This window comes from Micromonospora sp. NBC_00389 (assembly GCF_036059255.1).
Lineage (GTDB): Bacteria > Actinomycetota > Actinomycetes > Mycobacteriales > Micromonosporaceae > Micromonospora.
This window is the reverse complement of sequence record NZ_CP107947.1, coordinates 6,595,388-6,609,303: the sequence shown is the minus strand read 5'-3', so window position 1 is coordinate 6,609,303 and position 13,916 is coordinate 6,595,388. Positions and strand designations below refer to the sequence as shown.

Annotated in this window: 16 protein-coding genes; 8 read left to right on the top strand and 8 right to left on the bottom strand. The window is 68.5% G+C overall.

The window, feature by feature from the left end; translation table 11 throughout:
• Window positions 1-1,134: an epoxide hydrolase family protein gene (locus OG470_RS31280; protein WP_328426704.1), complete on the top strand. Its 1,134-nt coding sequence runs from the start codon at window positions 1-3 to the stop codon at window positions 1,132-1,134.
• 54 nt (window positions 1,135-1,188) lie between these two features.
• Here the strand turns inward: OG470_RS31280 and OG470_RS31275 are convergent, their stop codons facing one another.
• Complete coding sequence (locus OG470_RS31275) at window positions 1,189-1,530, bottom strand: hypothetical protein (protein WP_328418127.1); 342 nt, start codon at window positions 1,528-1,530, stop codon at window positions 1,189-1,191.
• A gap of 61 nt (window positions 1,531-1,591) precedes the next feature.
• Window positions 1,592-2,368, bottom strand: coding sequence for a hypothetical protein (locus tag OG470_RS31270; protein ID WP_328418125.1), 777 nt, complete (start codon window positions 2,366-2,368; stop codon window positions 1,592-1,594).
• Between the two features lie 59 nt (window positions 2,369-2,427).
• Here OG470_RS31270 and OG470_RS31265 point away from each other — a divergent pair, with 59 nt between their 5' ends.
• Together OG470_RS31265 and OG470_RS31260 are read left to right on the top strand one after the other, a co-directional pair.
• A complete protein-coding gene (locus OG470_RS31265; RefSeq protein ID WP_328418123.1) occupies window positions 2,428-2,862 on the top strand; it encodes a hypothetical protein in 435 nt (144 codons plus the stop codon).
• 33 nt (window positions 2,863-2,895) lie between these two features.
• Window positions 2,896-3,402, top strand: coding sequence for an ArsR/SmtB family transcription factor (locus tag OG470_RS31260; RefSeq protein WP_328418121.1), 507 nt, complete (start codon window positions 2,896-2,898; stop codon window positions 3,400-3,402).
• A 45-nt stretch (window positions 3,403-3,447) separates the two neighbouring features.
• On the opposite strand, the gene OG470_RS31255 is transcribed toward OG470_RS31260, so the two are convergent.
• Window positions 3,448-4,116, bottom strand: a complete 669-nt coding sequence (locus tag OG470_RS31255; protein ID WP_328418119.1) for a ThuA domain-containing protein — start codon at window positions 4,114-4,116, stop codon at window positions 3,448-3,450.
• A gap of 182 nt (window positions 4,117-4,298) precedes the next feature.
• Between OG470_RS31255 and OG470_RS31250 the strand changes: the two genes are divergently transcribed.
• Both OG470_RS31250 and OG470_RS31245 read left to right on the top strand, forming a co-directional pair.
• On the top strand, window positions 4,299-4,640 hold the full coding sequence (locus OG470_RS31250; RefSeq protein ID WP_328418117.1) for an ArsR/SmtB family transcription factor: 342 nt from the start codon (window positions 4,299-4,301) through the stop codon (window positions 4,638-4,640).
• Window positions 4,637-5,329 carry a nitroreductase family protein gene (locus tag OG470_RS31245; protein ID WP_328418115.1) on the top strand — a complete coding sequence of 231 codons (693 nt, stop codon included), beginning with the start codon at window positions 4,637-4,639 and terminating at the stop codon, window positions 5,327-5,329. Before OG470_RS31250 ends, OG470_RS31245 begins: the two co-directional genes overlap by 4 nt.
• A gap of 31 nt (window positions 5,330-5,360) precedes the next feature.
• Here OG470_RS31245 and OG470_RS31240 read toward each other — a convergent pair whose 3' ends face one another.
• The gene (locus tag OG470_RS31240; RefSeq protein WP_328418113.1) at window positions 5,361-6,116 is read right to left on the bottom strand and encodes an MBL fold metallo-hydrolase; all 756 of its coding nucleotides are present in this window, start codon (window positions 6,114-6,116) and stop codon (window positions 5,361-5,363) included.
• Between the two features lie 164 nt (window positions 6,117-6,280).
• Between OG470_RS31240 and OG470_RS31235 the strand changes: the two genes are divergently transcribed.
• Window positions 6,281-9,436: a BTAD domain-containing putative transcriptional regulator gene (locus OG470_RS31235; protein WP_328418111.1), complete on the top strand. Its 3,156-nt coding sequence runs from the start codon at window positions 6,281-6,283 to the stop codon at window positions 9,434-9,436.
• 19 nt (window positions 9,437-9,455) lie between these two features.
• On the opposite strand, the gene OG470_RS31230 is transcribed toward OG470_RS31235, so the two are convergent.
• The 3 genes from OG470_RS31230 to OG470_RS31220 all read right to left on the bottom strand — a co-directional run bounded on the left by OG470_RS31230 (window position 9,456) and on the right by OG470_RS31220 (window position 12,165).
• Window positions 9,456-10,292, bottom strand: a complete 837-nt coding sequence (locus OG470_RS31230) for a DUF4097 family beta strand repeat-containing protein (protein WP_328418108.1) — start codon at window positions 10,290-10,292, stop codon at window positions 9,456-9,458.
• Window positions 10,293-10,477: 185 nt separating this feature from the next.
• Window positions 10,478-11,227, bottom strand: a complete 750-nt coding sequence (locus OG470_RS31225; protein ID WP_328418106.1) for an ABC transporter permease — start codon at window positions 11,225-11,227, stop codon at window positions 10,478-10,480.
• Window positions 11,224-12,165 (bottom strand): ATP-binding cassette domain-containing protein, encoded by a 942-nt coding sequence (locus OG470_RS31220; RefSeq protein ID WP_328426702.1) that lies wholly within the window; start codon window positions 12,163-12,165, stop codon window positions 11,224-11,226. Before OG470_RS31220 ends, OG470_RS31225 begins: the two co-directional genes overlap by 4 nt.
• A 265-nt stretch (window positions 12,166-12,430) precedes the next feature.
• On the opposite strand from OG470_RS31220, the gene OG470_RS31215 reads away from it, so the two are divergent.
• Window positions 12,431-12,775 (top strand): hypothetical protein, encoded by a 345-nt coding sequence (locus OG470_RS31215; protein WP_328418104.1) that lies wholly within the window; start codon window positions 12,431-12,433, stop codon window positions 12,773-12,775.
• A 97-nt stretch (window positions 12,776-12,872) separates the two neighbouring features.
• Here OG470_RS31215 and OG470_RS31210 read toward each other — a convergent pair whose 3' ends face one another.
• Complete coding sequence (locus OG470_RS31210) at window positions 12,873-13,361, bottom strand: nitroreductase/quinone reductase family protein (protein WP_328426701.1); 489 nt, start codon at window positions 13,359-13,361, stop codon at window positions 12,873-12,875.
• 181 nt (window positions 13,362-13,542) lie between these two features.
• Here OG470_RS31210 and OG470_RS31205 point away from each other — a divergent pair, with 181 nt between their 5' ends.
• Window positions 13,543-13,911 (top strand): mycothiol transferase, encoded by a 369-nt coding sequence (locus OG470_RS31205; RefSeq protein ID WP_328418102.1) that lies wholly within the window; start codon window positions 13,543-13,545, stop codon window positions 13,909-13,911.
• The last annotated feature ends 5 nt before the right edge of the window (window positions 13,912-13,916 follow it).

Sequence of the window (13,916 nt, the reverse complement as noted above, 5' to 3'; positions counted from 1 at the left end):
ATCACCCCATTCAAGATCGAGATTTCTCAGGACCGCCTCGACGACCTGCGCCGGCGGCTCGCCGACGCCCGCTGGCCGAGCCAGCTGCCGGGCACGAGCTGGGAGGCCGGGGTGCCGCTGGGCTACCTGAAGGATCTGGCCGACTACTGGGGCACCTCTTATGACTGGCGTGCCCATGAGGCGCAGCTGAACGAGTTTCCGCAGTTCACCACTGCCATCGACGGCCAGACCGTGCACTTCCTGCACGTCCGTTCGCCCGAGCCGGGGGCGCTGCCGCTCATCATCACCCATGGCTGGCCCGGCTCGATCGTGGAGTTCATGAAGATCATCGGCCCGCTGACCGATCCCGCCCGGTACGGCGGCGACCCTGCCGACGCTTTCCACGTGGTAGCCCCGTCGCTGCCCGGCTTCGGCTTTTCCAACCCGCTGTCCGCCCCGGGCTGGGACACCAGCCGGGTGGCCCGGGCCTGGGCCACCCTGATGGAACGCCTCGGCTACCACCGCTACGGCGCCCAGGGCGGGGACACCGGAGCGATCGTGTCCCCCGAGCTCGGCCGTATCGATACCGACCGGGTGATCGGCGTGCACGTCAACAACCTGGGGACCTTCCCCTCCGGCGATCCGGCTGAGCTGGCCGACCTCACCGAGGCCGATCAGGCCCGACTCGCGCTCATGTCGACGTGGGGCCAGGACATGAGCGGATACGCGATCGTCCAGTCGACCCGTCCGCAGACCATCTCCTACGCCCTCACCGACTCACCGGTCGGGCAGCTCGCCTGGATCGTCGAGAAGTTCAAGGAATGGACCGACCCGAGCGCGAACCTGCCCGAGGACGCCATCGACCGCGACCTGATCCTCACCGATGTCTCGGTGTACTGGCTGACCGGCACCGCCGGATCGGCGGCCCACATCTACTACGAAGGGGCCCGCAGTTGGGGTCAGGCCCAGACCCGGTCGCCAGTGCCGACCGGGGTGGCGGTGTTCCCCAACGACATCACCATCCGACCCCTCGCCGAACGCGACCACAATGTGGTGCACTGGGCCGAGTACAGCCGCGGCGGTCACTTCGCCGCCCTGGAAGCACCCGATCTCCTGGTCGACGACATGCGCGAATTCTTCCGCCCGCTCCGCTGACCGCAAGCGCGTCAGGGTAGAGGTCTTGCTGGCCCGGACCGCCCCGGTCCGGGCTCAGCCGACGTGGACCGGAACCGTGATTGGGCGGCGTATCGCTGCGGCGAGGGTGGCGCTGATGCACAGCGATGCCAGCGCCATGACAGCCATCGCGGTGCCGACCGGCAGGATCTGCGCTGCGGCCCCGGCCATGGTGGCGCCGACCGCCTGCATCGTGAGCATGCCCGCCGAGTGCAGGCCGAGCGCCTGGCCGCGGATGTCGTCGCCGGTCTGAGCGAGCAGGCGTTCCTGCAGCAGCAGACCGGCGCTGTAGCCAGCCGCTCCGAGTGCCGCGGCGGTCAGGGCGACGCCATACGGTAGAGGCAGTGCGAACAGCAGGAACGGGGCCGCCAGCAGCATCTGTAGCGGCGTGATCAGCCGCCGGCGGTGCCGTTGCGGCAGGAATCGGCCGACGAGAACGTCACCGGTCAACATCCCGAACGCGGTAACGACGAACAGCGCACTGGCCGAAGCGGGCGCGTACGGGACGAACAGCGCTTCGCAACCCACGATGAAGCCGTTGGGCAACCACATCGCGAGGTACGTGGCGCGGCGTGCTGGCGACGCCCACAGTTGGCCGTTGACCTGCCAGGTCCTGCGGATCGACGGGCGGCCTGCGGCGCGCGGCGGGCGGGCGGTGAGCCCGAGCCGGGCCACCGCTGCGGCGAGGAGATTGAGCCCGGCGGCGGCCAGCACCCTGGCGGGGCGACAGCACCACCAGTAGCAGCCCACCCGCGGCGAAGCCGGCGATCTGCATCACCCCGACCGCCATGTTGAACACCGACCGGCCCAGCAGGTAACGCTCGGCCGGCAGGATCTCATGGAGCAAACCCCAGCGCACGCCGCCGGCGACCGAGTTGACCAGCCCGATGCCGAGGACGACCAGCACCATGCCCCACGCCGGGAGGCCAGGCACCGCCAGGACCGCCGTACCGGCGGCGAAGAGAACCGCGATGCCGGCCGTCGCGGCCCGCGGCGGCAGTCGGTCGGCGGCCGACAGCACGGTGAAAATGCCGATCATCTGGGCGAACGATGAGCCGAACGTGCTCAACGCGGACAGCAGCGGCGAGCCGGTCGCCCCGTACACCAGGGTGCCGAGGGCCAGGCCACTAACCGTGCGGGCGGCGATGGTGGCTGAGGCGCTGGCGAACATCGGCGTGAATTCCGGCGTACGAAACAATTCGCGGTACGTACTCATGGCCGGCAGTCTCAGTGGGCGGCTCGGTGAGGCCCTAAAGTTTCCTGTGGAGGCGAAACGTGGGGGTGTGGCTGATCGGCTCCGACACGCTCGCGCGGAGCCGGTTCACCCTGTCGCCGCTGGCCGAGACGGTCGGGCGCCTGGTGGTGCTCATCGGACGGCCGGCACCGGCCGGCGAAGGCAGCCAACTGGACGTGGACCGTCTCGCCTACCGCGAGCGCATCGCGGCGGACTCGTTCGCGGCGACGTTCGTGAAGGTGGCGTTCCGGCGGGCATGGCTTCCCGATTTCCTGACCGTGCCGCCGCGGCCGGGCGATCGCTCCATCGATGACGAGCTGGGCAGGCTCGCCGCGACCCCGTCCGGCACCTACCTCGACGACCTCGCCGTCGCCCTGCAGGGTCCGGTGCCCGACGCGCTGCGGGTGCCGGACGGCGCGGCCCGAGTGGCCGACCTGCTGTCGTGGATCTGGACCCGCAGTGTCGAACCGGACTAGCCGTGGCGGGCCCGGGCGTTCGAGGCCGACGTCGTGGCCCGAACGCACCAGCTCAGCTCCGGTGGCTGGGCGACCGCGCTGGACGGCATGCGACCGGGAATGCGATGGCTGGGCGACGGGCGGCTGCAGATCAACACGTACGACTACCCGCCGCGCGACATCTCCGGGGCCGAGCTGGTCTTCATTCCCGCCACGACCCGCCGTGGCTGGGTGGCGTCCGACCCGCGGCAACGCCGTTATGCCGTCATCTATCCGTGCTCAGGGCTCCTCGCCCGGCCGCGGACCGGCGCGACGCCCGAGGCGTTGGCAAGGCTGCTGGGACCGGTACGTGCCCGCATCCTCACCGCACTGGGCACGCCGAAGAGCACCACCCAACTGGTGGCGCTGACCGGGTACGGACTCGGCTCGGTCGGCGGCCACCTGCGGGTGCTGCTGGACGGGAGACTGGTCAGCCGGCGACGATCAGGCCGTTCAGTGCTGTACTACCGCACCGGCACCGGCGACGATCTCGTCCGCGCGCAGTCCCATCCCGACACCTAGCGGTCAACGCCGCCACCAGCAGTACCGGCTCCGCCTCGCGCTGGGTCAGATGTGGTGGCGAAGCCAGGACACGGTGCGCCTGAGCAGGTCGACGTGTCCCGGCGACTCGTACGACCTGAGGTCGTGACCGAGACCGTCGTAGATCACCCGGCTGCTGCCGACGATGCGTGCCCAGACGAGCGGGTGGGAGGCACCCTTCTCCTCGTGGACGTAGAGCGGCTCAATGCTTCCGTCGTCGACCAGATCCAGGTTGGTGAAGCGCTCGTCGTGGACCTCGAAGTCGCCGAGTCCATCGACTATCGGGTGTTCCACGCCGCTGCGCCGGATGAGAGTCTGGCCGATCGGCGGGTGGAAGGTTTTGTCGTAGTCCCAGACGGCGCCGATCGTGGACCGCCAGATTGGCAGGCGGGGGAAGGCGATTGTCGCGCTGTGGGTGGCGAGAACGTTGCCGCCGCGGGCGAGGAAGGCGTCAAGGATGCGGGCAAAGTCGTCATCCTCGGCGATCGGCGTCGCGCGGTTGGCGCTCGCGTTGACGACCAGCAGGTCGACACCGTTGAGGGCGGTGTCGAGCTGGCTGATGGACGTCACGGTCGCCACGGAACTCGCGTCGCCGACGATCTCGGCGATCTTTGCGCTGGTGTCGGCCAGCGGGTGCCACGGGTCGGCGTACGGGCCTTCTCCGCTGAAGATGATGGTTTCGATGGGCTGCGCCATGATGCTCCGATCCTGCTTGCTTGATGCCAGGGTGACTGGCCCACGGTGGGTGGGGGAGCGGACACCCTGTCGATCTTCGACCGATGCGAGCCGTGTCCCGGTTCGGTGCCGGCCCCCGGGGCCGTCCAGACCGCCATTTCGATGATTCGCGAAATGACGAAATGAACGGTAGCATGGCGCCCATGAGGGCTCTGCATCATCCCGACCTCGCCGCGGTCGACCTGGCCACGCTGCTCAGCGCGCTCGCCGACCCGGTCCGCTTGAGTGTCGTACGGCAGTTGGCGCAGTCGGGTGGTGTCGTCTGCGGGAAGTTCGAAGCGCTGTCCGAGGTGAGCATGTCGACCCTCTCGCACCACCTGAAGGTCCTCCGTGAGGCCGGCATCCTCCGCGTCACGCCGAACGGGAGTTTTCGCCGTCACGAATTGCGTGCCGACGAGATCGACGACCGGTTTCCCGGGCTGCTTCCTGCGGTCACCGCCAACCTGGGCATCTGCGAGACGACGACCGGGGGAGCGCTGGCATGACCGACTCGGGATCGGCACCGCAGAGCTCGCCGGGCACCCTCGGTCTGTCCGCCGACGAGGTCCTGACCACAACCCGCGCCGTGCGCAAGCGTCTCGACCTGCGCCGCCCCGTGCCGCGCCACGTGATCGAGGAGTGCCTCCGCATAGCCCTGCAAGCGCCGAGCGGCCGGAACAGGCAGCGCTGGGACTTCATCTTCGTCCAAGACCAGCGGACCCGGGCGGCCGTCGCGGATCTGTGGCGGCGCGGTCTGATGGCGCCGCCGCCGGCCTCCGGAACGGCCGGGCCCGCCTTCAGCCGCATGAACTTCGCCTCGACCGAGTGGAGTCGCATCGCGGGCAGCCTGCAACACCTCGCCGAACACCTGCACGAGGTGCCGTTGCTTCTCGTCCCGTGCCTGCGCGTTGAGTCACGCGCCGAGCTCGACAGCGTTCGCGGGCAGGCTGGTGCCTGGGGTTCGGTCATACCGGCGTTCTGGAGTTTCATGCTGGCCGCACGTGAACGCGGGCTCGGCACCGCCTGGACCACGAGTCATCTCAGCTACGAGCGGGAGATGGCCGACCTGCTCGGCATCCCGTACGACACGGTTGTGCAGGTAGCCCTCACACCGGTGGCCTACACCCTCGGCACGGACTTCAAGCCCGGCCCTCGCGCCGAAGCCGAGTCTTTCGCCCACTGGGACCGTTGGTAGGACAACCGCCGGTGAGGTCGCCGTGTCCTCGTCAGAGAGTCGCCGAGTCGCCGGGCCGGAGGTCGACGAGCACGTCCGTCAAGCCCGCCTTTTCAAAGGCGCGCACGACGTCGTCGGCATCCTGGGTGTAGTGCCCCCAGCCGTCCTGGTGCACCGGAACCATCGCCCGGACACCGAGCAGAGCCGCCGCTCGTGCCGCCAGTTCTGCCGTCAAGGTGAGGTACCCCTCGCCGCGTGCCGCGATCCGGGCCGCGCCGAGGTTGAGGATCGCGATCTTTATCGCCGGAAACTGTTCCGCGACCACCGCCACGACATCCAGTGAGGCGTTGTCCCCGCTGACGTAGACCGTCGGCCAGCCATCGGCCTCCAGCACGAATCCGATCACCGGACCGTTGACCACGCCAATCTCCGGCGTCCCGTGCAGCGCCGGAACCGCCGTGACGCGCAGGTCGCCGACCACGGCGTGCTCGAACAGCCGGAGGCCGATGCACCCGGGGCCAAGATTCTGTGCCCCCGCCGTGGTGGTGAACACCCGTCGGGCCCGGCGGGCGTACTCCCGCCCGGAGATGTCGAGGTTGTCGATGTGGTGCTCGTGCGATACGAGTACCGCATCGGCCTGGTCGAGGTCCTCGGGCGCGGCGCTCGGGCCGGTCAGCTTGGTCGCGGTGACCGGCCCGTTCTGGTACGTCCGTGGTTCGTCGAAGGTCGGGTCCAACACGATGCGCGAGCCCGCGTAGTCGAGGACGGCCGTCGGCCCGCCGATGGCGCGTACGGTCAGCCTGTTCAAGGTGCTCTCCTCGGTTTCCCTGTGTCGCTTGACATCACCATCATCGACGACGTGTGCCTGCTCGAGGTCGGCAAATGCGGCAGTACCCCCAATGGCACCGGATTCGACCTCCGCCCAGCTCACCGTCGGCGGGGCTGCCAATCGCCCGTGGCAAGATCTGCCAGGTGCAGATCGGGATGCTTGGACCATTCGAGGTTCGTGCGGACGACGGCGTCTTGGCCGACGTGCCGGGTGCCCGGTTGCGCGGTCTGTTGATCGCCCTCGCGCTCGAACCACGACACGTGGTCCCGAAGGCGACTCTCATCGACTGGATCTGGGGTGAGCGGCCGCCCTCCGACGCGACGAATGCCCTGCAACGCTTGGTTTCCCGGCTGCGCAAGGCGCTGCCGGAAGGCTGGATCGAGGGGCAGCCGGACGGCTACCGGTTGACGGTGGAACCCGACGCTGTCGACGCCGTGAAGTTCGAACGCCTCATCACGGCGGGCCAGGTCCAGACGGATGATGAATCGCGGCGGGTACGGCTGCTGCGTGAGGCCCTCGCACTGTGGCGCGGTGCGGCCATGCAGGGCGTCGATTTGCCGGATAGTGCCGCGTTGGACGCGGCGGTCACCCGGCTCGAAGGGCTACGCCTGACAGCCATGGAGGATCGGTTCGATGCCGAGATCCGCCTCGGCCACGGTGTGGAGCTGGTCACGGAGCTGACCGACCTGGTGGCCGCGCATCCGGTGCGAGAACGGCTTGTCGCCGCGCTGATGCGTGCCCTCGTCGCGGCCGGCCGCGACACCGACGCGCTGCTCGTGTACCAGCGCGCGAGAGAGGCACTGGCCGACGCGCTGGGCGTCGACCCCTCTCCGGAGCTGTCCGCATTGCACGTCGCGCTGCTGCGGGGCGGGTTGGGACGACGGCGGGAGGAGAACCGGAAGACCAACTTGCGTGCCGAGCTGACCAGCTTCATCGGCAAGGACGCCGATATCGCCGCGGTCCGCGAACTCCTCGCCGAGCATCGGCTCACCACTCTCATCGGGCCGGGCGGCTCGGGGAAGACCAGGCTGGCCACGGAAACCGCGCGCACGCTGCTCGGCGACCTGCCGGACGGGGTCTGGCTGGTGGAGCTCGCAGCCATCGGCGCGGATGCTGACCTGGCGCAGTCGGCGCTCGCCGGGCTCGGCCTCCGGGATGCTCTGCTCGGCGGGGCACCGAACGTGGAGCCGACGGACCGGCTCATCGCCGCGATCCGCGATCGGGAGGCGCTGCTGATTCTGGACAACTGTGAGCATGTGATCGAGTCGGCGGCGGCGTTCGCCCATCGAGTGCTCGGGGAGTGCCAGCGACTGCGGATCCTGGCGACGAGCAGGGAACCGCTCGGCATCACCGGGGAGGCGCTGTGGCTGGTCGAGCCACTGACCTTGCCGGAGGGGGACGCCAGCCCCGGCGAGATCGAGTCCTCTCCCGCCGTCCAGATGCTGCGGGACCGGGCGGGCGCGGTGCGCACGGATCTCGCGCTCGACGCCCACACGTTGTCGACGATGGTGCGCGTCTGCCGGGCGCTGGACGGGATGCCGCTGGCGATCGAACTGGCCGCGGCCAGGCTGCGCACCATGTCGATCGATCAGCTCGCCCACCGGCTCGACGACCGGTTCCGCCTGCTGACCAGCGGTAGCCGTACCGCGTTGCCGCACCACAGGACGCTGCGCGCGGTGGTCGACTGGAGCTGGGAGTTGCTCACCGACGCCGAACGGATGGTCCTGCGCAGGCTCTCGGTGTTCTCCGGCGGGGCGAGCCTGGAAGCGGCCGAGCGGGTCTGCGCCGGCGATACGGTCGAGCGGGAGCAGGTGCTCGATCTGCTCACCGCGCTCGCCGAGAAATCACTCCTGGTCGCCGATCGCGACAGCGCACCGCGCTACCGGATGATCGAGACGATCAAGGAGTACGCCGGGCACCGCCTCGCGGAGGCGGGGGAGTCGGACCTGGCGCGCACCGCGCATCTCGCCTACTTCACGGAACTCACCGAGACCGCGGAGCCGCATCTTCGCCGCGCCGAGCAGGTGCGATGGCTCGCCACGCTCGAGGTCGAGCACGACAACATCGGTTCTGCGATGCGTGGTGCAATCACGGCCGGCGAGGCGCACGCGACGATGCGGCTCGCGGCGAACGCCGGCTGGTACTGGTGGCTCGGCGGGCACCGGGCCGAAGGCATCGAGCTGCTCACCGCGGCGACCGAAACGCCCGGCGAGGTGACCGACGAGATCCGGGCGACGGTGTACGCCCTTGTCGGGCATTTCCTGAGTTCCGGGCGGGGCGACGAACATCAGACGGAGGAGTGGATCCACAAGGCGTACCGGTTCGGCCAGGGCAGTCAGCGCGGCCAGGGCCGACACCCGGCGCTGGCGTTCGTCGCCGCCATGGAACGCATGTTGCAGGCGCCGGACGAGATCTTGCCCGCGTTCGAAGCACTGTTGGACGACGAAGACCCCTGGGTCCGCGCGATGGCCCGGCTCCACCTCGGCAAGATGCGGATCATCCTCGGCCAGGACGGGCGGGATGCGGACGCGCATCTCGAGATGGCGCTCGCCGAGTTCCGGGCAATCGGCGAACGGTTCGGGATTTCCTTCGCCCAGACCGAGCTGGCGGACCGCATCGCCGCGCGCGGCGAGTTCGCCGCTGCCTGCGAGCACTTCGAACAGGCGATCGCGGTCGTCACCGAAGTCGGTGCCATCGAGGATGTCATCCGCATGCGGTCGCGACAGGCTCAGCTGTACTGGCTGCTGGGCGACAAGGAGTCCAGCGCGGCTGCGATAGCCGAGGCGCAACGGCACGCGGCACGGGTCACCTGGCCGGACGCGCTGGCCGAGCTGGCCCTGGCGAAGGCGGAACTCGCCCGTTGGGGCGGCGACGCGGAGGAGGCACACCAGCAACTCGGCGTCGCGACAACCATGCTGGGCGACACTGCGGAGCGTGCGCACATCCGCGCGGTGACACACGATCTGCTCGGCTACCTCGCCGACGACCTCGGCGAGGCCCGCACATACCGCGCAGCGGCCTGCCGGGCCGCGGCCGAGGCGGGGCACGCACCCGTGATCGCGCAGGTCCTCGTCGGGATCGCGGACCTGGCACTGCGCCGTGAACAACACGAGCAGGCCGCGCGGTTGCTCGCGGCGAGCGCCGCCGTGCGCGGGCTGCCGGATCGTTCCCAGCCGGACGTGGCCCGGATCGAGCAGGCCGCGCGGCTCCGCCTCGGCGACACACGGTTCGCTGAGGCGACTCGGGAGGGTACGCAGACGAGTTGGCATCAACTGGTCACGGTCACACTCGCCGCCTGAACGGGGCAGGCGCCCCCGGTCAGTTTGCTACGCGTTGAATGCTGATGTCGCCGTGCCGCGTGCGGGCGTGAACCGTGACCTTGTTGTCCGACGTGTCAGGGTTTTCCGGGGACGGGACGGAGTTGCGCACCGACCCTCGCTCGCTGTTGGCGTCCACCCAGGCGGCGGTGCCCTCGCTGATGCCGACCTCGATGTTTCCCGAGCCGTTCAGCAGCTCCGCCTGACCGCGCGTCAACCGGCCGATCCGAATGGCGCCGTCGCCTGTTTTGGCGGTGACGCTGCCGTCGGCGCGGTCGATGTCGAAACCGCCGCTGCCACTGCTGAGATCAAGGTCGGACGATGCGTGGCCGATCCAGATCTGCCCGCCCGAGCTCGAGAGCTTGACGGTGTCCTTGACCTCGCTGATCCGCATTGCGAACGACGCACCGTCGATGGTGGCGCACTCGGCGATGTGGCCGATCGTGACCTCACCGGCCGTGATGTTCGCCTGCAGCGCGTTGATGCGATCGAGGTGGACCCGACCCGATGCCATGTGCAGCTCGCACTCTCCGAACGAGCCGTCGGCGTGCACATCCGAGTACGTCAGGTACGAAACCAGGCTGGAGCCGGCGGGCAGGTCGATCGTGATGGCGACCGAACCGTTCTTGTCTCCGGACGCGGTCGTCTTGACCGATAGCTGACCGCCGGCGAAGTCGACCTTGGTTTTGTTGGCAACCTTGACATCCGACTGGCTCGCCTTGTTGATGGGTTCGACCAGCACTGAGGTGTCGGTCCGCTCGCTCGCGGTGACCCGCACCTGAGCACCGGCGACAACAACGGTGGCGACGATGGGTCCTGGCGTGGCGAAGGTAGGCATGACAACTCTCCTCTTGTCTCATCCTTGGTCCGTGTGGTGGGGCTGAGCCGCCCCAGCCGGTGAAGCATCGGTCCGCACGGCCACGGCGCGCGCTCGTCGCTGGCGAGCGCGCGCCGTATCAGCTGTCGATCACGGCCTTGGAGGTCGGCCCGATCACGGTCCTCGGAAGGTCATCGCCCGGGAGGTCACGCGCGCTTCTTGAACGTGGAGCCTGCCCAGAGGTACCCGATGAGTGCGATGCCGACGCACCAGGCGATGGCGGTGATCGTGGTGCTGGTGGTTGGTGTGCCGTTGAGCAACCCGCGGAGGGTTTCGATGATCGACGTGAAGGGCTGGTACTCGGCGAACTGCCGGAGGCCCGGCCCCATCTTCTCCGCCGGGACGATCGCGCTGCTGAAGAACGGCAGCATGACCAGTGGCACGGCGGCCAGGCCGGCGGTTTCTGGGGACTTGGCGAACAGTCCGAGGGCGACGGTGAGCCAGCCGGCCGCGAACCCGAGCAGCACGATGATGCCGAGCACGGCGAGCCAGTCGAGGGAACTCGCCGACGGGTTGAATCCCAGCAGGAAAGCCACCCCGAGGAGGGATCCGATGGCGATCAGGTTGGTCAGCAGGCTGGCGATGACGTGACCGGTCAACACCGCACCACGGGAGACGTCCATGACTTTGAACCGGTTGATGATGCCCTTGGTCATGTCAGAGTTCACCGCCGTGGCGGTGGCCCCCAGCCCGTAACACACGGCCAGCAGCATCAGCCCCGGCGTGGCGTAGTCGATGTAGTCGACACCGACGTTGAAAGCGTCTCCGAACATGTACACGAACATCAACATGAGCACGATCGGCATCAGGACCGCGTTGAACACCGACGTCGGGTTCCGGGCGATGTGCTTGAAGTTGCGACGCAACATGACCATCGAGTGGGATGGGGTGCTCATTTCGCTGCTACCTCCGTGGTGCGGCCGGTCAGGGCGAGGAAAACGTCATCGAGGTCTGGGGTGTGCACGGAGAACGCTTCGGCGTTGATCGTGTTTTCGTCGAGCCTGTCGAGCAGGGCCCGCAGTGACTTGGTTCCGCCGTCGCTGGGCACTCGCAGGGTCAGTGCTTCGTTGTCGCGGGTGGAGTCGGTGAGGACCCGCGCGGCCGCGTCGAGTTCGCCGGCGGTGGTGAAGCGGAGTCGGACGTGGCTGCCGGGGACCTGGGCTTTGAGGTCGTCGGGGGTGCCCTGGGCGACCAGGCGGCCCTGGTCGAGGACGGCGATCCGGTCGGCGAGCTGGTCGGCTTCCTCGAGGTACTGGGTGGTGAGGAAAATGGTCACGCCGTCGGTGACCAGTTCGCGGACGATGTCCCACATCGTTCGGCGGCTGCGCGGGTCCAGTCCCGTCGTCGGCTCGTCCAGGAAGATGATGCGGGGCTTGCCGACCAGGGTCATCGCCAGGTCCAGCTTGCGGCGCATACCCCCGGAATAGGTGGACACCGGCTTCAGCGCCGACTCGGCCAGGTCGAAGCGTTCCAGCAGGTCGGTGACGACCCGCCGGCCGGCGGTAGAGCCCAGACGCTTCAGGTCCGCCATCAGCTGCAGGTTTTCCTGCCCCGTCAGCAGCTCGTCCACCGCCGCGAACTGACCGGTGACCCCGATCGCCGCCCGCACCGCCTTGGTCTCGGTCGCGACATCATGCCCGGCAACCCGAACCGTCCCGGCGTCGGCCTTCATCAACGTGGTCAACACGTTCACCGTCGTGGTCTTACCCGCCCCATTCGGACCGAGCAGGGAAAACACCGTGCCCGCACGCACATCCAGATCGATGCCATCGAGCACCACCTTGTCCCCGAAGGCTTTCCGTAGCCCTGAAACTGCAATCGCAGAACTTGTCATGTGCCCACTGTCGGCAGCCTGCCTGTCACGGCCCTGACACGCCCCTGACACGGCCACTGACACGGCCTGGTCCGAGGGAACGGTTGGTGTCCGCTGCGGCGGTCGGGAGTCGAGCACCTCTGATACTGCCTGTGGCAGCATCGGGATCGTGTGACACGGCCGTCCGACAAGGTGTCGGTGTTCGGCGCGCTCGGTGCCTGTGGGCACCGAGCGCCAGGGCCAGACCCTTCGATGGCAAGAAGGAGGACGCATGGCACGGGGGCCAGTGTTGGTGATCGGCCTCGATCCCGTCAGGATCCCGGGCTGGGACCCTGAGCCGGTCGTAGCGGCGATCGCACGCGGTCAGGCCCGTTTCGTTGATCTCGATATCGAGGCCGACCTGTGCTTGGTGGTGCCCGACGAGACCGCCGAAGGAGCGATCGTCGAGGCGCTGACCCGGAAGGACTACGCCTGCGTCGTGGTTGGGGGCGGCATCCGCAAGCATGAGCCGTTGCTCGAGTTCTTCGAGACGGTGGTCAACCTCGTTCGGCAGCGTGCTCCCGGGGCGGCCATCGCCTTCAACAGCAGCCCCGAGGACACTGCCGACGCCGCACTGCGGTGGCTGCGGTAGGCCAGCAGGCCACAGCGTCCGGCCCGCCATCAAGGCCAGTTGCCACCGGGCGCCGGGGGAGACCCCGTCGGATCCGCGCCGTGAACCCGGGCCGCAGCTACCCGGTGACGTGTTCGACGGCAGGCCGGGGCTCCAGGACCACCACAGCGGTCTCGGACGACCGCAGCGCCGCGAAAGCGTCGAGTTTCGTGTCGATTTCGCGCCACCGGGCCCACAGTCGCACCCGCTCCTCGCCTGTCGCGGCGCGCCCACGTACCAGCCGCTGCCCGTCGACCAGGTCGACGGTCGCATCCGGATGCGACTGCAGGTTGAGCCACCAGGCGGGCTCAGCCTCACCCCATCCATTCATCGCCAGCGTGAACAGATTTTGCCCATCCTCCAGGTACGCGACGATGACGCTGCGCTGCTGGGCGGTGCGGCGCCCGGTGGTAGTCAGCCGCACGGTGCCCCAGCGGTTGGCGCGGGGCCGCCAGAGTCCGACCCGGCCGCGAAAGACCCGATACAGGCCCCGGTGAACGTGCCAGGCCAGCCGGATGAACCAGCGCGGCGGAAGCTTCGGTTTTTCCGCTTGATTCTCGACCGACATCACGACCTCCTATGGCGGGCCAGGCTGGTCAGCCTGTCCCGGCGGGTTTGACCACCGCGCCGACGACTATCGGCCATGAACGTGCTTTCCCTCGCCAGGTGCCTAGCGTGGCACCCGCCAGCTTGAATCACCAGAGCCGATCTGGTTGCTCTTGGATGACGGGTCTTGAGATGCTTCGCAGATGTCTTCCTTCCCGCCGACATTCGCCGAAGGCGTGATCAATCAGCCGGCGAAGGCCCAGTTCGAGGCGTTTCTCGATGAGCACCGCCGCGTGCTCAATGACTGCTTGGACGGGCTGACCGAGGAGCAGGTGCGCCGATCGTTGGTGCAGTCCCGGACGACGCTGCTGGGCTTGGTAAAGCATGCGACTTTCGTCGAGAAGGTCTGGTTCGACGAAGCCGTCACGTGCCGATCGCGCGCCGAGATCGGCATCCCCGCGACGCCAGACGAGTCGTTTATCGGTGTCGCGGCGTGGATACCCCTGCCTTCAGGCGGGGGAGGAAACGCCGCTCCCTCCCTTCAAGCGCAGGCTCACATAGGCAAATGCTAGAATGT